At 46.4% G+C, this 17,979-nt stretch carries 19 protein-coding genes; 7 read left to right on the top strand and 12 right to left on the bottom strand.

Annotated elements, in window-relative coordinates; genetic code table 11:
• Positions 1-46 precede the first annotated feature (46 nt).
• Together cmoB and cmoA are read right to left on the bottom strand one after the other, a co-directional pair.
• Positions 47-1,030 (bottom strand): tRNA 5-methoxyuridine(34)/uridine 5-oxyacetic acid(34) synthase CmoB, encoded by a 984-nt coding sequence (gene cmoB / locus ACXAGX_RS14515; protein WP_474824712.1) that lies wholly within the window; start codon positions 1,028-1,030, stop codon positions 47-49.
• Positions 1,023-1,775: a carboxy-S-adenosyl-L-methionine synthase CmoA gene (cmoA, locus tag ACXAGX_RS14510; RefSeq protein WP_474824711.1), complete on the bottom strand. Its 753-nt coding sequence runs from the start codon at positions 1,773-1,775 to the stop codon at positions 1,023-1,025. The genes cmoB and cmoA overlap by 8 nt, the downstream gene beginning before the upstream one ends.
• Positions 1,776-1,965: 190 nt before the next feature.
• Here cmoA and ACXAGX_RS14505 point away from each other — a divergent pair, with 190 nt between their 5' ends.
• Complete coding sequence (locus tag ACXAGX_RS14505) at positions 1,966-2,601, top strand: response regulator transcription factor (protein WP_474824710.1); 636 nt, start codon at positions 1,966-1,968, stop codon at positions 2,599-2,601.
• A 67-nt stretch (positions 2,602-2,668) separates the two neighbouring features.
• On the opposite strand, the gene fadE is transcribed toward ACXAGX_RS14505, so the two are convergent.
• The 4 genes from fadE to purM form a co-directional block, all read right to left on the bottom strand.
• On the bottom strand, positions 2,669-5,095 hold the full coding sequence (gene fadE / locus ACXAGX_RS14500) for an acyl-CoA dehydrogenase FadE (RefSeq protein ID WP_474839187.1): 2,427 nt from the start codon (positions 5,093-5,095) through the stop codon (positions 2,669-2,671).
• A 141-nt stretch (positions 5,096-5,236) separates the two neighbouring features.
• Complete coding sequence (locus ACXAGX_RS14495; RefSeq protein ID WP_474839185.1) at positions 5,237-5,983, bottom strand: DUF3108 domain-containing protein; 747 nt, start codon at positions 5,981-5,983, stop codon at positions 5,237-5,239.
• Positions 5,943-6,593, bottom strand: coding sequence for a phosphoribosylglycinamide formyltransferase (gene purN / locus ACXAGX_RS14490; protein ID WP_474824707.1), 651 nt, complete (start codon positions 6,591-6,593; stop codon positions 5,943-5,945). The genes ACXAGX_RS14495 and purN overlap by 41 nt, the downstream gene beginning before the upstream one ends.
• Positions 6,593-7,630, bottom strand: coding sequence for a phosphoribosylformylglycinamidine cyclo-ligase (purM, locus tag ACXAGX_RS14485; protein ID WP_474824706.1), 1,038 nt, complete (start codon positions 7,628-7,630; stop codon positions 6,593-6,595). Before purM ends, purN begins: the two co-directional genes overlap by 1 nt.
• Positions 7,631-7,840: 210 nt before the next feature.
• On the opposite strand from purM, the gene ACXAGX_RS14480 reads away from it, so the two are divergent.
• Complete coding sequence (locus tag ACXAGX_RS14480; RefSeq protein WP_474824705.1) at positions 7,841-9,112, top strand: DUF2066 domain-containing protein; 1,272 nt, start codon at positions 7,841-7,843, stop codon at positions 9,110-9,112.
• Between the two features lie 7 nt (positions 9,113-9,119).
• Positions 9,120-9,860: a DnaA regulatory inactivator Hda gene (gene hda / locus ACXAGX_RS14475; protein ID WP_474824704.1), complete on the top strand. Its 741-nt coding sequence runs from the start codon at positions 9,120-9,122 to the stop codon at positions 9,858-9,860.
• On the opposite strand, the gene ACXAGX_RS14470 is transcribed toward hda, so the two are convergent.
• The 3 genes from ACXAGX_RS14470 to arsC are packed head-to-tail and all read right to left on the bottom strand — an operon-like array spanning position 9,857 to position 11,228.
• Entirely contained in the window at positions 9,857-10,276 is a 420-nt protein-coding gene (locus ACXAGX_RS14470; RefSeq protein WP_474824803.1) for a DUF2069 domain-containing protein, read from the bottom strand. The genes hda and ACXAGX_RS14470 overlap by 4 nt on opposite strands.
• A gap of 11 nt (positions 10,277-10,287) precedes the next feature.
• Entirely contained in the window at positions 10,288-10,875 is a 588-nt protein-coding gene (gene wrbA / locus ACXAGX_RS14465) for an NAD(P)H:quinone oxidoreductase (protein WP_474839183.1), read from the bottom strand.
• Positions 10,875-11,228 (bottom strand): arsenate reductase (glutaredoxin), encoded by a 354-nt coding sequence (gene arsC, locus ACXAGX_RS14460; RefSeq protein ID WP_474824702.1) that lies wholly within the window; start codon positions 11,226-11,228, stop codon positions 10,875-10,877. The genes wrbA and arsC overlap by 1 nt, the downstream gene beginning before the upstream one ends.
• 68 nt (positions 11,229-11,296) lie before the next feature.
• Here arsC and ACXAGX_RS14455 point away from each other — a divergent pair, with 68 nt between their 5' ends.
• Entirely contained in the window at positions 11,297-11,809 is a 513-nt protein-coding gene (locus tag ACXAGX_RS14455) for a TlpA family protein disulfide reductase (protein ID WP_474824701.1), read from the top strand.
• A 16-nt stretch (positions 11,810-11,825) separates the two neighbouring features.
• Here ACXAGX_RS14455 and bepA read toward each other — a convergent pair whose 3' ends face one another.
• The gene (bepA, locus tag ACXAGX_RS14450; RefSeq protein ID WP_474824700.1) at positions 11,826-13,289 is read right to left on the bottom strand and encodes a beta-barrel assembly-enhancing protease; all 1,464 of its coding nucleotides are present in this window, start codon (positions 13,287-13,289) and stop codon (positions 11,826-11,828) included.
• Between the two features lie 248 nt (positions 13,290-13,537).
• Here bepA and ACXAGX_RS14445 point away from each other — a divergent pair, with 248 nt between their 5' ends.
• Positions 13,538-14,611: an AI-2E family transporter gene (locus tag ACXAGX_RS14445; RefSeq protein WP_474839181.1), complete on the top strand. Its 1,074-nt coding sequence runs from the start codon at positions 13,538-13,540 to the stop codon at positions 14,609-14,611.
• Between the two features lie 62 nt (positions 14,612-14,673).
• Here the strand turns inward: ACXAGX_RS14445 and bcp are convergent, their stop codons facing one another.
• Both bcp and ACXAGX_RS14435 read right to left on the bottom strand, forming a co-directional pair.
• Positions 14,674-15,138: a thioredoxin-dependent thiol peroxidase gene (gene bcp, locus ACXAGX_RS14440; protein WP_474839179.1), complete on the bottom strand. Its 465-nt coding sequence runs from the start codon at positions 15,136-15,138 to the stop codon at positions 14,674-14,676.
• Between the two features lie 22 nt (positions 15,139-15,160).
• The gene (locus tag ACXAGX_RS14435; RefSeq protein WP_474839177.1) at positions 15,161-15,703 is read right to left on the bottom strand and encodes a glycine cleavage system transcriptional repressor; all 543 of its coding nucleotides are present in this window, start codon (positions 15,701-15,703) and stop codon (positions 15,161-15,163) included.
• Positions 15,704-15,952: 249 nt separating this feature from the next.
• Between ACXAGX_RS14435 and dapA the strand changes: the two genes are divergently transcribed.
• The gene (gene dapA, locus ACXAGX_RS14430) at positions 15,953-16,837 is read left to right on the top strand and encodes a 4-hydroxy-tetrahydrodipicolinate synthase (protein WP_474824696.1); all 885 of its coding nucleotides are present in this window, start codon (positions 15,953-15,955) and stop codon (positions 16,835-16,837) included.
• A gap of 12 nt (positions 16,838-16,849) precedes the next feature.
• Positions 16,850-17,965: an outer membrane protein assembly factor BamC gene (gene bamC / locus ACXAGX_RS14425; protein ID WP_070127709.1), complete on the top strand. Its 1,116-nt coding sequence runs from the start codon at positions 16,850-16,852 to the stop codon at positions 17,963-17,965.
• The last annotated feature ends 14 nt before the right edge of the window (positions 17,966-17,979 follow it).

Genomic DNA, 17,979 nt, shown 5'->3' with positions numbered 1-17,979 from the left:
AACTACAACAATTATGCCAACATAGGTCACTATGTTGGCGTAAAAGCTACTTTTTCGTGGCGACTAAAACGGCACGTTGTGGTGCAGGATAGCCTTCAATGGTCTTACTATTGTCTTCAGGATCGAGGAAATCGACCAAAGACTGAGAGGTCATCCATTCGGTGGTACGTTGTTCTTCCAGCGAGGTGGTATTAATATCGGCAACGCAGATATTTTCAAAACCGAGTCGCTCAAGCCATAAGGTGAGTGCATTCACGCTCGGTAAGAACCATACGTTACGCATTTGCGCATAGCGTTCACCGGCCATCAGCACGGTTTGCTCGTCACCGTCTACCACCAACGTTTCGAGTACCAGCTCACCGCCTTTACGTAGCTGATCTTTCAGTTGAGCAAGAAACAGCATTGGATCCTTTCTATGGTATAGCACACCCATTGAAAATACGGTATCGAAGGCTTTCACTGGCTGCATTTGTTCGATGCCTAGTGGCAGGAAATGAATTGCTGAATTTTGACTGTAGTGTTTAATCGCCTGAAATTGGATCAAAAACAACTGAGAGGGGTCGATACCATATACCCCTGTCGCGCCTTGACCGAGCATCCGCCACATATGATAACCACTGCCACAACCCACATCGAGTACGTAGCGATTTTGTAATGGACTAATGTGCGGTAGCACGCGATCCCATTTCCAATCTGAACGCCACTCAGTGTCGATATGAATACCGTGCAGATGAAAGGGGCCTTTTCGCCATGGCATGAATTGCTTTAGCAACCCTTCAATTTGCTTTTGTTGATAGTCTGTTACGCTGTTGGCATCGCCAATCGTTACCGAGTCGAGTAAGTCAACATTACTAGCAGGTACATCAGGTAACTTTTCCAGCAACTTACACCATTTATTGAACTCACCATGTAAATCGTTTTTCTGCCAGTGAGTAATTTGGGCAGGTAAGGTTTCCAGCCAATGTGACAGCGGCGAGTGTAATACCTGCTCGTAACAATCTTTGAACCAGCTATCGGCAAGCTTATTCATTGCCAGACTCCTGTGGGGCTTTAATCGCCACCAAGGAAGTAAAGTTAAAACACTTGAACCACATTACAACATCAGTAAAGCCTACGCCTTTGAGGCGGTCTTCGTGAACTTTAAAGGTGTCGGTAAGCATGACGTTTTCTAAAGCAGCTCGCTTTTGGCTCACTTCTAATTCGCTGTAACCATTATTGCGTTTAAATTGATGGTGCAAATCGATAAGCAGATGATTCCCGGCTTCACTAGGATGCTGAATTTTTTCTGATAGCACCAAAATACCGCCGGGATTGAGCCCTGCGAAAATAGTCGCAAGTAACCCTTCTCGTTCGGCAGGCGGAATAAACTGGAGAGTGAAGTTCATGATCACCATTGAGGCGTTTTCAATGGTAGTTTCCAATGCTGATTCACAACGAATGGAAACCGGATTAGGCAAGTTAAAGCTGGAGACCACACGTTCGCATCGCTCAACCATGGCCTGGGAATTATCAATACCGATGATATTGCACTTAACGTGCTCGGTGCTTCTGGCCACAGATAAACTGGCAGCGCCTAATGAACAACCCAAATCATACACGTTGCTGTTATTCGTTACCCGTTCCCGGGCTAGTTCGCCAATAGTATGAAGAATGGTTTGATAGCCCGGTACCGAGCGCTGAATCATGTCTGGGAAAACATCGGCAACATGTTCATCGAAACGGAAGTCACTGACCTGGGTCATGTGATTCGCAAATATAGTGTCTGATTTTTGCACAGAAGCTGTCCGGATGGAAAAATTGAAAAAAACAGGCGGCGATTTTAAAGGATTGGCAGAATTTTTTCACATAAAAGGAAAAATATTATGAATAATCAAGCCGTGTGCGCTAAATTGACTTTATATCCTTAGCCTAAAGTATTAGGCTATACAGATTAGCAAATTTCTATAAAAGATCGAGCACGCATTTATGACCCGTATTTTAGTCGCAGACGATCATCCACTGTTTAGAGAAGCACTTAGCGCAGCCCTTGAGCCGTACTTTAAAGATGCTGAAATTCTCGAAGCTGGCAGTCTTGAAGCAATGATGTCTGTACTGGCTGCAAACAGGCAGATTGATTTATTGTTATTAGATTTAAACATGCCTGGTGGTGAATATTTCAATGGATTGATCACTGTTAAAGATGAATATCCAGATTTACCCGTTGCAGTTATCTCGGCAAACGAATCTATTGATGTGGTTGCACAGGTTATGGGGCTTGGGGCGGAAGGCTTTATCCCTAAATCCTCACCGACGAAAGAAATTGCATCTGCAATTGTCGCTATTAAAAGCGGTGAGAATTGGGTGCCTGAAGAAATGAAAGAAGATTTGCAGAACGTAGATGAGGAGTTGACCATTCTCCTGAAACGATTCCGCGAACTCACGCCAAAGCAGATTCAGGTTTTAAGCTTCTTACGGGCAGGCTTGATGAACAAACAAATTGCCCATGAAATGAATGTAACTGAAGCCACCATTAAGGCGCATATTAGTGCCATTCTACGAAAGCTTGAGATTAACACCCGTACTCAAGCCGTACTGCTGATGGATAAACTTCAGTTTAGTTAACCTTTACTGCTGTACAAAAAAATGCCGCTTCATATTAAAGCGGCATTTTTGTATCTGGAAATCGACATTACAATGTATTGATTTTCGCCACCAATTCTTCGTTGTCGAAGTCATCCACATTTATCGTGCGTAATCGACCCGCTTCAGCGCGTTTCAATAGCGCAGCTTCTTCTTCATCAATCCAGTCTGCAGCCAAGGCTTCATTCGCCAGCGCATCGAGGTTGGTGAAAGAGAGACGGGCTTTTTTCTGCTTACTAATGCGTTCAACAATAGGTTCCGCTTCGAGAATGTCGTCAAGAGTTTGTTCGAGGTCGCCAAACAGGTTGCCTTCTTCTCGTGTTAAATATTGTCCGTCACCTAGTCGACTACGCGCTGTACCAGGGGTTTGTAGTACAGTGGCAATCTTGTGTTCCAGTTTGTCATCAGGTCGCTTACAACGACGTCCGAAAGGCAATACCAGAAGCCGCATTGCCACAGACATGGGTTTACTGGGGAAGTTTGCGATAAAGTTATCGAGGGCTTCTTCGATATCAAACAGTGTATTCTGCATCGCCCAATGCATCATTGGCGCATCTTCAAACAAGCGGCCGTCTTCGTCGAAACGCTTGAGCGTGGCACTGGCCAGATACAATCCACTGAGAATATCACCAAGGCGGGCAGAGAGTCGTTCTCGACGTTTCAGGTCGCCACCGAGCATTCCCATTGAAATGTCGGTCAGAAAGGCAAGGTTAGCACTGTAGCCTTGTAACAGTTGATAGTAGCGCGCGGTGTCATCGTTAAATGGGGCACGATGGAAAATACCCCCAGTTATAGAGAACCAGAAGCTACGCACCTTGTTAGCAATAGCAAAGCCAATATGGCCAAAAACGGCTTTATCAAAGGCGCGTAACTGCTCGCGTTTATCTTCTAAGCCTGCGGCTTGGATTTCGGCCAGCACATAAGGGTGACAACGCATAGCCCCCTGACCAAATATCATCATATTGCGGGTAAGAATGTTGGCCCCTTCAACCGTAATGGAAATAGGCGCCCCCTGGTAACCACGACCAAGGTAGTTGTTCGGGCCGAGCATGATGCCTTTACCACCGTGAACATCCATGGCGTCATTAATCACCTGGCGCATCTTTTCGGTTAAGTGATATTTGGCAATGGCTGAGATGACGGAGGGCTTTTCGCCTAAATCAACGCCAACAGTGGAAAAGCGTGTTACTGCATCCATGAGGTAAGCGTTACCTCCGATCCTCGCCAGCATTTCTTCAACGCCTTCCATTTTCCCAACAGGAATGCGGAACTGACGACGAATACGGGCATACGCTCCGGTAGCAAGGGCCACAGATTTCGCGCCACCTGCACCGGTAGAGGGTAACGTGATGCAACGTCCCACAGACAAGCATTCCATGAGCATTCGCCAACCTTTACCAGCCATTCGCGGACCACCGATTATAAAATCAAGCGGCACAAAGATGTCATTGCCTTTGACGGGACCATTCTGGAAAGGGGTATTCAATGGAAAGTGACGGCGCCCAATTTCGAGCCCTTTGGTATCTCGTGGGATCAAGGCGCAGGTGATACCTGAGGCATCGTGCTCTAACAAACCATCAGGGTCTTCTAATTTAAACGCCAAGCCTACCACGGTGGCAACCGGTGCCAGGGTAATGTAGCGTTTGTTAAATGTCAGGCGCATACCAAGCACTTCTTTGCCTTCCCATTCTCCTTTGCAAACGATACCTACGTCTGGAATCGCACCGGCGTCGGAGCCGGCTTCCGGGCCGGTTAATGCAAAACAGGGAATTTCATCTCCGTTTGCCAGCCGCGGCAGGTAATGATCTTGTTGCTCTGGCGTACCATAGTGCTGTAATAACTCGCCCGGACCCAGTGAATTGGGTACGCCTACAGTGCTTGATAGCACGGCTGAGCAGCCTGCTAACTTCTGAATTACTCTTGATTGGGCAAAAGCAGAAAATTCCAGGCCACCGTATTTCTTCTTAATGATCATGGCGAAGAATTTGTGCTCTTTCAGGTAGGCCCAAATCTCTGGTGGCAAATCCGCATTCTGATGGTTAATTTGCCATTCGTTAACCATGTGACAGACCCGAACTACTGGCCCATCAAGGAACGCCCGTTCCTCTGGTGTTAGTCGTCCTTTAGGAATTGCGTGAAGCTTGTCCCAATTGGGTTTACCAGAAAACAGCTCACCATCCCACCACACGGTACCTGCATCGATGGCTTCCTGCTCAGTGGCTGACATCTCAGGACTGACTTTTTTATAGAAAGCCAGTATGGGTTTAGTGATATAAGGTCGACGAATATCCGGGATTGAAAGTGGTACGGCGACAACCAGAAAAACCAACCAACTGAAAAAACCAATACTACCGAATAAGGTTCCGAGTACCATCACGCCGGCTAAAAGTGAAACAGTGTTAGACAACGTCATCCGTTTATATGCTGCGACACTGGCTGTCAGCAGGAAAACCAATAACCAGACGAGTTCACCCATATTAAGCTCCTTTACCGTATGAGAATGTAATGCTTTTAGGAAGCATCACTATGAGGTCAGACCAGACCAATAACCTTAAGCTAATCCCTCAATGAAAAAAGGTCAAGGAACGAGAGATGAATAATAAAAGAAGTCAGTCAATTAAAGATGACGGTAGCTTTTTAGACGAATATCGCCCTGTTCGTCACCATCTTTAAATTGCTGCAAGCGAACAAGGTTATAATCCAACGAGGGGGCAAACCAAGCAAAGGTTTCCCGAGAACTGCTGTGGTCGCGAAGTAATTTAACTTTAATGGTCTCGAGTTTGCCGTAAGGTAAATCGAGGGTTTCATTGCCAGTGACTTTAATGTCGTAATTTTTGAGTTCGCCGCGATAGTTGACGAAGTCATAACTGACTTCAGTTTCACCGGCGGCCAATTTTCGGGCTAAGTCGATACGGTAGAGTTGGTTATCAGTTTCGCCATTCCAAGGCAGAGTCTCGCTCCCTTTAATCTCAATTTGCTTTTCCGGATAGCTGGCAAACTTTACTTCAAGCTCTTTATCCGGACCGGTTCCTGTTCGTTTATAGTAGTAAGAAAACGGGTGAATGAATTGTTCAGAGGCGAAGAAAACGGAGTGTTCGAAACGTTCGTCAGAGAGGAAAAACTTTGACACATCTGAATGATAGGTGAGGGCATACTGCTCATCTTTCAGATATTCAAGTTTGATAGAGACATTGCCTACATCCCCACCCCATTTATAAGCGGTATACTCTGCTTCAAACGGTGGGATGACCGGACCATCGTCAGCAAATGCTGCTGATGATGTCATCAGCAGCATAAACAACGATACAGTGAAAGAAATATAATTATTCGCTGGCGTAGCCTTGTGGCGGAAGAATGTGATCATCAAGTACAGCCTTATTGTCCTTCATCGTCAGTCTACCGGCTACAAACCACTGTAATACGAGTGGATAAATGCGGCGTTCCTGCTCCTGCACCCGTTCAGCCAAATCGCTGGCGGCGTCATCTTCAAACACCGGTACTCGGCTTTGGATGATGACCGGACCACCATCGAGTTCCGGGGTAACAAAATGAACGCTGACACCGTGTTCGCTGTCGCCGTTATCTATAGCACGTTGATGGGTATTTAACCCTTTGTACTTTGGCAACAAAGATGGATGAATGTTCAATAGTTTACCGGAAAAATGTTCGACAAATTCTGCAGTCAGAATGCGCATAAATCCTGCCAGTACAACAGCATCAGGTTTTACACTATCAATCAGTGATTGCAGTTTTGCGTCAAATTCATCACGTACCGGGTAGTCTTTGTGGTCGAGACAATGTGCAGGTATACCTGCTTTCTCAGCGCGCTCCAGGCCGAAAACGCCAGGGCGGTTTGAAATAACCGCCACAATTTCGGCATTTAACTGGCCACCTTCAACAGCATCTATCATTGCCTGAAGGTTAGAACCGTTTCCGGAAATTAGTACGCAAATGCGTGGTTTTGCTGCAGACATTAGTTGATCTCTACCTGCTCACCGTCATTACGTTGTTCAATGTGACCCAGTAACCAGGCTTTTTCGCCACCAGCGGTCAGGATCTCAATGGTTTCGTCTACGTCTTTCTCGTCAACCACGATAATCAGACCTACACCGCAGTTAAAGGTACGATACATTTCATGACGGGTGACATTGCCGTTTTCCTGCAGCCAGTCAAACACTACTGGCCATTCCCAGCTGTTTTCCTCGACAACCACTTTGGCATCGTCAGGTAAAACGCGCGGAATGTTTTCCCAGAAACCACCACCGGTAATATGTGAAATCGCTTCTACTTTTACTTTTTCAAGCAGCGCCAATACGGCTTTTACGTAAATGCGGGTAGGGGCAAGAAGGTGGTCAATTAACGGCTTGCCGTCGAGATCTGCATTGACGTCTGCACCACTTACTTCAATAATTTTTCTGATTAACGAATAGCCATTGGAGTGCGGACCAGAAGAGCCCAACGCAATAATTTTCTGACCGGGTTTTACACCTGTGCCGTCGATAACGTTATCGGCTTCCACCACGCCCACACAGAAACCCGCAATGTCGTAGTCGCCGTCGTGGTACATGCCAGGCATTTCAGCGGTTTCACCACCAATCAATGCGCAGCCGGCTTGCACACAACCTTCACCGATACCGGTAACCACGTCAGCAGCAACATCAACATCTAACTTACCTGTTGCATAGTAATCGAGGAAGAACAAGGGTTCAGCACCTTGTACAATCAGGTCATTAACGCACATGGCTACCAGGTCGATACCCACGCCGTCATGACGCTTGGCATCCATCGCTACACGTAATTTAGTGCCCACACCATCGGTACCAGAAACCAGTAACGGGCGCTTATATTTTGCTGGTAATTCGCACAGGGCGCCAAAGCCACCTAAACCGCCACGAACTTCAGGACGGCTAGTCCGTTTGGTAACGGATTTGATTCGTTCAACCAATTGATTTCCGGCATCAATATCTACGCCTGCATCTTTATAGCTAAGTGACTGTTTATTTTCGCTCACGAGTATGGCCCTGGTGCGGTGGTTTGAAAGACGCGGATTCTACCAGCAAGTTGCGGTAAGTCCAACAGCGACGGGTTACGAAATTGTTGTGGCAAAACCAGTTGCTGTCAAAGTTTTACATTTTAGTGGTGAAAAATTCTGTCAAATAACTCACAATACGATTTCTTTAGTTCATCAGCTTTCACTTTCCCGGAGCGACGCTAAATCTTCATGTTTTTTCAACGTATTATTCTTCGCTTTATTCCAGCTTGTGTATTGGTCTTTACCTCAGTTGCCTGTGTGAGTGTTATTGCCAGTACAACCGTATCCGTTAACGAAGCCAGTGTGGCAGTGGAAAATCAGTCTTCCCGCACGCAGCGTGCTGCAACGAGAACCGCCCTTGAACAAGTGGTTGTGAAAATTACAGGACAAAGGGATGCGCTAAAACAGGCATCGGTGAGGGCTATGCTATCCGAGCCGCAACGCTACTTGCGGGCCTATCGATTCGAAATGAATAACGGCGAACTGTTTTATGTGGGCGAATTTGATTCGCAAACCGTTATTCAGGAATTGCGTGAGGCAGGATTACCCATATGGGGCCAGCGTCGCCCAGATACCCTTATGTGGTTGGCTACCCAGGATGATAATTCAAATCGCGAGATTATCAGTGACGGTACTGCCAACGACATCACTGAAGCATTACGTAAAGTCGCCATGGAGCGCGGTGTGCCGGTGGTGTTCCCGTTAATGGACCTGGATGATAGCTTAAGTATTAGTGTTTACGACGTATGGGGGCGGTTTGCCGTTAGTCTCAAGGAAGCATCAACGCGCTATCAGCCAGATTACATTGTAGGGGCGCGTCTTTATAAAGTAGAAGAAAATGCCGTTCCCGATATCGAAGAGGCGAAAAAGACCCAGGAACAGGTCAGAAAGCTCAAATATGACAGCTACCGACCCGCATTTTCCAATAATGGTTTACAAGATTTAAATACGTATTTGGTCGACGATCTGGTACAGGCAGTAAAAGCGCCAGCATTTTCCCGCAGCGAATTTGAGGAAATGGGTAATCAGAGTCAGGATGGCGCTTACGCATTGGATTGGGTAGTTATCGACAATACTGATATCAATTTTGGCAGCGTTTACGCGGATGATCCGGCAGAACTGGCCGCGCTTTTTCTCGAAGATTACAGCGATTTTCTCGGCAAGCATTTTTCGGTAAACACCACTGAAGAGAACATTACCGAAGATCTGATGACCATTTCTGTTGCCAATGTGGACTCATTAGAAAAGTATGTGCATGCACGAGAGTACATGACACAAATGAGTATGGTGAAAGCCGTCTCTTTGATTGAACAAGAAGGGTCTGTTGCCACATTCTCATTAACTTTACTGTCTCGGCCAGAAGACTTTTACAAAGTCATCAAGCTCGACTCCAGACTAAAACCTGTTACAGATGCGGCAGGAAATAGACTGGAAGGGCAGAACTTCTACTGGAACGAATAAGTCCGCTATGCAGTTACCGCTTCCAGTCTCTCTGCCCGTAGATGAAACGTTCGGAAGTTATGTCGGCGGTGATAATCAGGATTTGGCAGATTTTCTTAGTGCCTTGAGTCAAAGCGGTAGTGAATGGCGCAGTAACCCGGCTTTCAGCTCACTTGATAAAAGTCCTCTCGCTGCGGTAGGTATAATTGGTGCGCCAGGTAAAGGAAAAAGCCACTTGCTTTATGCGGTTTGTCATCAGCTTGCTGCACGCAACACATCGCATATCTATCTTAACCTCCGTGATCACAAAGAGTGGACGCCAATTATCTTCGATGGCTTAGAGCGATTACCTTATGTGTGTCTCGATAATATCGATACCATTGCGGGTATTGCGGAATGGGAAGAGGCGTTATTTCACTTTATCAACCGGGTGGTCGATCATCACACATCGGTCTTATTGTGGGCTTCGTCCATGGGCCCGAATCATCCTGCCTTTCAACTACCTGATTTACGTTCGAGATTAAGCTGGGGTATAACGTATCAACTCCACGCACTGAGTGACGACAATCGTTTGGCCATTTTGAAACATCGTGCTGCACAACGAGGAATGGGCTTCTCAGATCAAGCGTTAATGTTCTTAATGAACCATTGTGAGCGTGATTTACCTACGTTGATGAATTTGCTGGCGAGGTTAGATACCCGCTCATTGCAGGAGCAGAAAAAGCTCTCGGTGGCGATGATAAAACGAGAGCTGGGAATAGATAATTAAGAGTGGTTTTCGAAACGGTCTTTTTCTTCCTGCATAACATCTTTTAATTTCTTTAAACCCATTCCTAATTCGCGGCCTCGCATTCGGGCAAAGGCACTGCACCCAATAAACATACCGGTGGCGAGTATGAGTTCAATAATCGCGTAGGCGAGCTCATCTGGTGCCGCGTAACCTGCGGTGAACCCATGAATGACATAGAATAGGACAATGAAGTTAGCCCAGGCATGGGTGTAAGGTTTGCCCGCAACTATACCGCGCAGCGGCAGCAATAAAGGCAGAATGTAAACTACGGCAATAAATGTTGTGCTGTATACCCGCTCATTAACCAATGAAAACTGCCACAGTGTTACCCAAGCCAGCAGCAATAAGTGGCAGGTTAACGCAAGGTAGCGAAATGTCCGGGTTTTCGATGACATGGGTGCCATGGCTAACTTCCTTTCAATTGATTCGCAAGTAGGGCTAGTCTTTTACCCTGGGCAAATGCCAGTTGTTTTTCATGTTCTGACAAGGCCTGTTGGTGATTCGTTGCTACATGCGAAACGCCGTAGGGAGAGCCACCGGTTTCTGTGTCATGGAGTGCGGCTTCAGAGTAGGGTAAACCACACAGCACCATGCCGTGATGCAGCAAAGGCAGCATCATGGTAAGTAGCGTGGTTTCCTGTCCCCCGTGCATGCTGCCGGTGGAGGTAAAAACACTGGCGGGCTTATTAATTAGCGTGCCTTTCAGCCATGCCTGACTGGTACTGTCGAGAAAGTGTTTTAACGGTGCAGCCATATTGCCAAATCGGGTAGGGCTGCCCAATGCTAACCCATCACAGTCGCTGAGATCCTGCTGACCAACATAAGGTGCACCAGATTCTGGTACTGCGGGTTGGGTCGACAAATAATCAGGCATTGGCGGAACGGTGCGTAGCATGGCCTCGACCCCCGTGCTTTCTACTCCTTTTGCTATCTGGTTGGCGAGCAGTTTAGTGCTACCGGTCCGGGAATAATACAGCACCAGAATTTTTGTCATTAGATAATTTCCAGCACGGATTCAGGGGGACGGCCAATGCGGGCTTTATTGCCATTGATCACAACCGGCCGTTCTAACAACTTAGGCGTATCTGCCATCGCGGAAAATAGCTGGTCCGCTGTGATATCTTTTGCTTTGAGACCCTGTTCTTTGAATTCAGTTTCATTGGTGCGCATCATTTCAAGGGGAGAATTTACGCCTAGTTTTTCTGCCAACGCTTCAAGTTCAGTTTTGCTGAGTGGATTTTTGAGGTACTCAATGACCTCGGGCTCAACGCCATTCTCCTGTAATAAAGACAGTGTTTGACGGCTTTTAGAACAGCGCGGATTGTGGAGGATCTGAATGGTAGACATTGGCATCACTTTGTTTGTGTTATAGTTTCGTTATCAGGAATTCTAGCAAGGATAGGTTGGATATTCACATGACCGAAAACAAAAATAGCGTAAAAAAAACGGTTTTTTTATTTATGGTTGCCTTCCTTTGCCTGTTGGCGATGACGGCGGGTATTGCGGTCAGTCATTTTATGCAGGCTGATGCCACAACGCTAACGGGAAAGCCGATCCGTTGGCAAAGCGAAAATTGGAAAGTGGTGAATTTCTTTGCTCCCTGGTGTGCGCCTTGTTTACGCGAAATACCGGCACTCAATAGATTGCATCGTTCCCTTGAGAATGACGTACAGATTATTGGTGTGAGTTATGATGGGGGAAGTTTGCAAGTACTGCAGCAATTGGTGATTGATTTAAACGTTGAATTCGACGTGCTAAATACTAGCGACGACATTACGCTACCTATGGCTTTCCCTGGCTATTTACCTGCTACCTACCTCATATCGCCTTCGGGTGAGGTCGCCCAAACGCTTTACGGGGAGCAAACCGAGACGGCTCTGCGCGAGCGGCTGAATCACTTAAAGCAAGAAGTAGCCGGCGCGCACTAAGCAGATGAGCACTAAGCTACAAACGCTCTAGTCGTTCTTGTTGTTCTCGAAGCTGTTTGATACGAGCGCGTATCCGTTGCTTTGCAAGGTGTTTATCAGCAGTAAAATTGTAAGCAAACTGCAATTCATCAATTGCGGGCTTATAAGCGCCATTTAATACCATTAACTCAGCTTTACTTTGATGCATGCCTTGAAAATCTTTCTCATTTTTATAAGCTTCTGTAAGCAATTGATACGCAATTTCGTAGTCTGGGTGTACCAGCAGGAAGTCTTTTAAAATAATAATGGCGTCAGTATTATCACCGGCGGCAATCATTGCATTCGCTTGATTTAGAGCGAGTACCTGATTCCGCGGCGTGCGTGCAAGATGAGGTTTTAACCTTGCCACGGCCTCGTCGGCATTGTGTTGTGCCAGCGAAATATCCGTTGCCGCATCAAGATAAAACAGATTTTCCGGGTTACCTGCCAGTAGCGCATCGATAATTTCTTTCGCTTCAACCACCTTTTCATTCCGCAGATAAGCGAGTGCAAGGCCATATTCAGCGGCTTCTTTCATCACGTAGTCTTTCTTTCGCAATACGTCCTGGTAGTAATCCAAGCTGTAATTTTTATCGAACGTGTAGCGAGACATAACGCGCGCTTTGGCTAAATGAAATGAGAGGCTCTCGCGTATGTGCACTCTCGGAAAGTCTCTTGCTCGGGCTCGCGCATCGGCAACCCGGGTTTCGGTCAGTGGGTGAGACATTAATCGTGCAGGCGGTCTGGATACCATGCGGTATTGCGCTGTCAGGGTTTGGAAAAATGTCGCCGCTGCTTCCGGATCAAAACCTGCGCGGGCTAACATTCCGATACCAATACGGTCAGCTTCCTGCTCGTTAGAACGGGTATAGTCGATAGACATTTGCGCTGACGTAGCTTGCCCAGCGGAAATTGCTGCCATGCCTGCTTGCGGGTCGGCCATGGCTAACAACACACCACCAAGCATACTCGCGATGGCGATTGGCGCGGCCCGTTGTTGGGCTTGAATATGTCTGGCAAGGTGACGTTGGGTAACGTGTGAAATTTCGTGGGCCAAAACAGAGGCCAGTTCGCTTTCGTTTTTCGCATTGTGAATGAGGCCGGTATGTACACCGATGTGACCACCGTAAAATGCAAAAGCGTTGATGGCGTCGTTATTCACCCAAAAGAATTCAAATGGAAATTTCGTGTTCTCGGCTTCAACGACCAGACGATTCCCTAAATCCTGTAGATATTCGTCGAGTACAGGATCGCCTATAACAGGGGCGCCGCCACGCATTTGTCGCATAACGGCATCGCCAATCAGCATCTCTTTATCTAAAGAAAGAACGTCAGAGGCTACCACGCCAATTTCAGGCAGGGCATTACGATCATTGAATTTACTCTCCTGTGCAATAACTGAAAAACTCATTGCCAGAAGAAACAGACCTAACTTCATTCCGTTGCGCGCTAAATATCTCATCGAACCTTTTACTGTAGAGTACCACCAAAGCGTTAACACATAGAGTGGTGACCGGATAGATAAGTTTCAATTATCCATCGCAATATTTAACTATTGTGCCGTACAATACCGGTTAATGCTATAAATCGGTATGTATAATATAGCGATAAATCCCGTAGTTAGTGTGCGACATCAATGGTTTGCCCTTGCGGGCGACGGTTGATATCTCCTATGATGCGATTCCTTTTTGTTCCTGTTGAGCAGAATTTATGAGTTTATTCAGTGTATTCGGCCGCTGGTACCGCCGAAAATTCTCTGATCCTGATGCAGCAATGTTGCTCATCTTGATCCTATTATCTGCCACCGTTTTGGTTGTCTGGGGTGGCCTAATAATGCCTGTTTTAGTGGCGGCTGTGATTGCCTATCTGCTTGATTGGCCCGTTACACGGTTGGTAAACGTGGGTGTGGGCAGAACCTTGGCATGTAGTTTGGTAATGATCGCCTTTGTGGCGATTACCATTTTGTTATTGGTTGGATTAGTGCCGACTATCAGTAAGCAAAGCGTGAATTTGATTCAGGAAACGCCGCTCATTTGGCAAAACGCGCAGGAGTGGATATTGCGGTTACCCGATCGCTATCCTGATTACGTTCAGGTGTATCAAATTCAACAGATGATGGAAGGGTTTAACGATCACATGGTGGAGTTCGGTCAGACAGTCTTGTCTGCATCGGTAAGTTCGCTGGGCAATGTGGCCGCACTCTTGGTATACATGATACTGGTACCGTTAATGGTATTTTTCATGCTCAAAGACAAAATGTTCTTTCTTGACAGTATCTCCAATCTGCTCCCGGCGGAGCGGCGTCTCATCACCCAGGTGGGACATGAAATGAACACACAGATTGCTAACTACATACGCGGTAAGGTAATTGAAATTGTTATTGTCGGCGCGGTGTCTTGTGTCACCTTTGCGTTAATGGATTTACGCTATTCAATTCTGCTTGGGGTTTTAGTCGGCTTGTCTGTACTAATCCCATACATTGGTGCAGCAGTGGTAACCATCCCTGTGGCCGTCGTTGCTTTATTTCAGTGGGGGCTAACCCCGGACTTTTATTACCTGATGATCGCTTACGGTATTGTTCAGGCACTGGACGGTAATTTGTTAGTGCCGTTATTGTTCTCTGAAGCGGTGAGCCTGCATCCTCTTTACATTATTGTAGCGGTGCTTTTCTTTGGTGGTCTGTGGGGGTTCTGGGGCGTGTTTTTCGCCATACCTCTGGCAACGCTAGTGAAAGCCGTCATTACTGCCTGGTCAGGCCCGGAAGTGATATTGCCAGAGCAATAAAAGCATAAAAAAATCCCCCGAACTCGGGGGATTTTTGTTATGTGACTAGGGTTAAGTGAAGTTTAACCTCCGAGGTAATCCAACACGACCTGATGGTGATCTTTTGTCTTAAACTTATTGAAAACATGTTCAACCGTACCATGTTCATCAATGAGGAAGCTTAAACGGTGAATGCCATCATATTCCTTGCCCATAAACTTCTTCGGCCCCCATACGCCAAACGCATCTGCAACGGCGTGGTCTTCATCAGACAATAAGGTAAAGTTAAGGCCTTCTTTTTCAATAAATTTTGGCAAACGTTTAACCGCATCAGGGCTTATTCCTAATACCACCACGTTTTTATCATCCAGCGCGGTTTTGCTATCACGCAGATTTTGCGCTTGGACGGTACAACCGGGTGTCATCGCTTTGGGGTAAAAATAAACTAAAACTTTTTTTCCGGCAAAGTCAGTGAGGTTTACCGGGTTATTGTCTTGATCGGGTAAAGTAAATGCTGGCGCTTTATCGCCGGCCGCCAAGGTATTCATAACGCTCCTTAAATCTAGCGGATTAATCTTTCCTGGTAATACTGCCGGTGAGACCAATGGAAGAAAACAGTTCGTCAGCTTCCTGTCTCAAAAGGGCAATATCAAGAGTATCTGGTGTGTTGACAATAAACTTACAGCGCATCATTTCCTGACCGCTTTGCTTATTGGTGAATGTACGCTGTCTGAATGCGCTAATAGACACATTTCTTTCTGCAAAAAAGCGGGTAACAGACCGTAAAAGTCCGTGACTGTCTACACCACTGTATTCCACGTCATAAAGGTGGTCGAGATTCTGTTTTTCATGATGACTTGTACGCTTCATCATCGAGAGCAAATCAAGACGTTGGCAAACCGGCGGAATAGCCAGTTCGGCGCGGGTAATAGCTTGATGCGACCCTTCAATTATCATCGTCAGTGAAAATTCTTTGCCATAAATAGCTTGCCGACTATCGAGGATATTACAGTGAGCATCGGAAACCGTATCGGCTATTTCACTGAGAATACCGCTGCGATCTGTACCAAGAATAGTGACAATGAGTTGATGGTTCATGTGGTGGCTTATCATTCTGTTAACCTTTTGAATGGTAACACATCCTAAAATTTCGATGCCAGTTTCTTATCCGCGGCGATTAAGAATCATTGTCGAACGCTTGCCCAGAAAACCGTCAATAGCAAGGGTTTTACAATGCGGCTTTCATAAAATATTCAGTATTTAGGATAACGATGGCGATTTCCTGCTAAAAAGCCCGCCCGATAACTTGTTTTTACCCCTTTACCTCATTACCATGTGCGCTCACAAAATGTGGGAGATAATATGTTTAAAGGCAGTTACGTTGCGCTAATCACACCAATGACTCAGACTGGTGAGATAGATTATCCTGCGCTTGAGAAACTTGTAGAGTTTCATATCGAGCAGGGCACACATGGTATTGTTTCAGTGGGTACTACCGGTGAATCTGCGACGTTGCCATTTAAAGAACATATTGAAGTAGTCAAACAAACAGTTGCTGTTACCGCGGGTCGTATCCCGGTGATAGCAGGCAGTGGTGCAAACGCCACCGACGAAGCTATTTTCCTTAGTGAACAAATGGCGGGTCTGGGAATTGACGGCTTCCTCAGCGTTGTACCTTACTACAACAAACCACAGCAACGTGGCATGGTGGCGCACTTTAATGCGATTGCCGATGCGACTGACTTACCGGTACTGCTTTATAATGTACCTGGTCGTACCGTTGCCGATATGCTGCCTGAAACTGTTGCAGAACTGGCCTCTCACAAGAAAATTGTTGGTCTGAAAGATGCCACCGGCAATTTAGAGCGTCTTAAAGCTACTCAGGCGTTGGTACCCGATGACTTTGTGCTGTTAAGCGGCGACGATGGTACCAGTGCAGAATTTTTGTGTCAGGGCGGCCACGGTGTTATTTCGGTGACAGCCAACGTGGTGCCTGGCGCCATTTCAAAAATGTGTGAAGCAGGTCTGGCAGGAAATGCAGAGGAATGTCGCGCAATTAATGCTAGTATTGCATCGCTCCATAACGGCATGTTTATCGAGCCAAATCCTGTCATGCCAAAGTGGGCTTTATACAAAATGGGGCTAATAAATAGCGCCGAATTACGATTACCGATGGTTTTACCGGAACTTGCGAGCCAAAAAGCACTCGAAGAACTACTAAAAAAACACGCATTGATTTCTGGTTAAGAAGGAATTCCGATGAAAAACACACTGGCTTTGCTAAGTGGCCTGTCTGTATTGGCCCTAGCTGGTTGTTCAAGCCAACAAGATTATCAAACGGCTTCAGGCAGTTATGACTATCTTGACGTATCCCAACGCGCTTCTGTAAAGGTGCCGGAAGGCCTCGATTCACCTGAATTTAGTCAGCAGTATGAGTTACCCAATGTCGGTGACGGTGCAGACAACAATTTGATTGGACGTAGTCTTTCAGTGCAATCACCCGCACTGGTTTTGCCCCTCGTTGCTGGTTCACGTGTTGAAGAAGGCAGCGATTCAGCCGTCGTGGTTTTTGATCAGGTCGACGACAGCAAGCCGTTAGAAGATGCTATCTGGGACACCGTACTTAGCTTTTTAGAAGAAAAGCAAATAGGTGTCGAAAGCTTCGATAAAGCAGCAGGAAAACTGGTGACCGACTGGACGGTAGAGCGTATCGTTTCTGATGACTCCTGGTACGATTTTTCTGATGCTAAAACATCGGAAGTTTCTCGCCGATTTGTTTTCCAACTCGACGTAAAAGCGCATGGTCGCTCTGCAGCGTTAAGCGCTAGCTTAGATGACTACAAAATGAAGTCTTCGTCTGGTGATGCCGAAACACTCGCGTCGATCAACGAAATGACAGAACGCCGTGAAGAGATTGGTATTCTTAATGAAGTGCTTGGTCACTACGAGTATCAGATTAAATTAGACGAAAGCAAACGTATTGCGCAAATCCGTAGCGGTTTAAACATCGAAATGGGCTTCGACGGCGATGGCGCGCCAGCCTATGTTGTTGATGCACAATACGATATTGCATGGCCCAGAATGTTACTCGTTTTACGTAAGATGGGCTTCGACGTTAAAGATTTAGACAAATCAACTGGACTGCTGTTTGTTTCCTATAATGATGAAGACAGCGGTTGGTGGAGTGGACTATTTTCTGACGATAAAGATTTGCTTGAAAAGGGTGAGTATCGTCTGAAAGTTCAGGCCATTGGCGAAAACAAAACGAGCATTACTTTCATGAACGATGAGAGTGAACCGTTTGAACCTAATCAGGTTGCTGACTTATACGACCAATTTGCTCGTGTAATGACAGAAGATAACCTGGATATCTAAATTTCGAGATTGAT

Source organism: Alteromonas sp. ABV4_515 (genome assembly GCF_056160345.1).
The sequence above is the reverse complement of the archived record's forward strand: the minus strand, read 5'-3'. Positions and strand labels throughout refer to the sequence as shown.

Excerpts from the sequence above, each read along its gene's own strand:
- cmoB (WP_474824712.1), bottom strand. The coding sequence starts at position 1,030 with ATGAATAAGCTTGCCGATAGCTGGTTCAAAGATTGTTACGAGCAGGTA.
- ACXAGX_RS14505 (WP_474824710.1), top strand. The coding sequence starts at position 1,966 with ATGACCCGTATTTTAGTCGCAGACGATCATCCACTGTTTAGAGAAGCA.
- fadE (WP_474839187.1), bottom strand. The coding sequence starts at position 5,095 with ATGGGTGAACTCGTCTGGTTATTGGTTTTCCTGCTGACAGCCAGTGTC.
- ACXAGX_RS14495 (WP_474839185.1), bottom strand. The coding sequence starts at position 5,983 with ATGATCACATTCTTCCGCCACAAGGCTACGCCAGCGAATAATTATATT.
- purN (WP_474824707.1), bottom strand. The coding sequence starts at position 6,593 with ATGTCTGCAGCAAAACCACGCATTTGCGTACTAATTTCCGGAAACGGT.
- ACXAGX_RS14480 (WP_474824705.1), top strand. The coding sequence starts at position 7,841 with ATGTTTTTTCAACGTATTATTCTTCGCTTTATTCCAGCTTGTGTATTG.
- hda (WP_474824704.1), top strand. The coding sequence starts at position 9,120 with ATGCAGTTACCGCTTCCAGTCTCTCTGCCCGTAGATGAAACGTTCGGA.
- ACXAGX_RS14470 (WP_474824803.1), bottom strand. The coding sequence starts at position 10,276 with ATGTCATCGAAAACCCGGACATTTCGCTACCTTGCGTTAACCTGCCAC.
- wrbA (WP_474839183.1), bottom strand. The coding sequence starts at position 10,875 with ATGACAAAAATTCTGGTGCTGTATTATTCCCGGACCGGTAGCACTAAA.
- arsC (WP_474824702.1), bottom strand. The coding sequence starts at position 11,228 with ATGTCTACCATTCAGATCCTCCACAATCCGCGCTGTTCTAAAAGCCGT.
- ACXAGX_RS14455 (WP_474824701.1), top strand. The coding sequence starts at position 11,297 with ATGACCGAAAACAAAAATAGCGTAAAAAAAACGGTTTTTTTATTTATG.
- bepA (WP_474824700.1), bottom strand. The coding sequence starts at position 13,289 with ATGAGATATTTAGCGCGCAACGGAATGAAGTTAGGTCTGTTTCTTCTG.
- ACXAGX_RS14445 (WP_474839181.1), top strand. The coding sequence starts at position 13,538 with ATGAGTTTATTCAGTGTATTCGGCCGCTGGTACCGCCGAAAATTCTCT.
- bcp (WP_474839179.1), bottom strand. The coding sequence starts at position 15,138 with ATGAATACCTTGGCGGCCGGCGATAAAGCGCCAGCATTTACTTTACCC.
- ACXAGX_RS14435 (WP_474839177.1), bottom strand. The coding sequence starts at position 15,703 with ATGATAAGCCACCACATGAACCATCAACTCATTGTCACTATTCTTGGT.
- dapA (WP_474824696.1), top strand. The coding sequence starts at position 15,953 with ATGTTTAAAGGCAGTTACGTTGCGCTAATCACACCAATGACTCAGACT.
- bamC (WP_070127709.1), top strand. The coding sequence starts at position 16,850 with ATGAAAAACACACTGGCTTTGCTAAGTGGCCTGTCTGTATTGGCCCTA.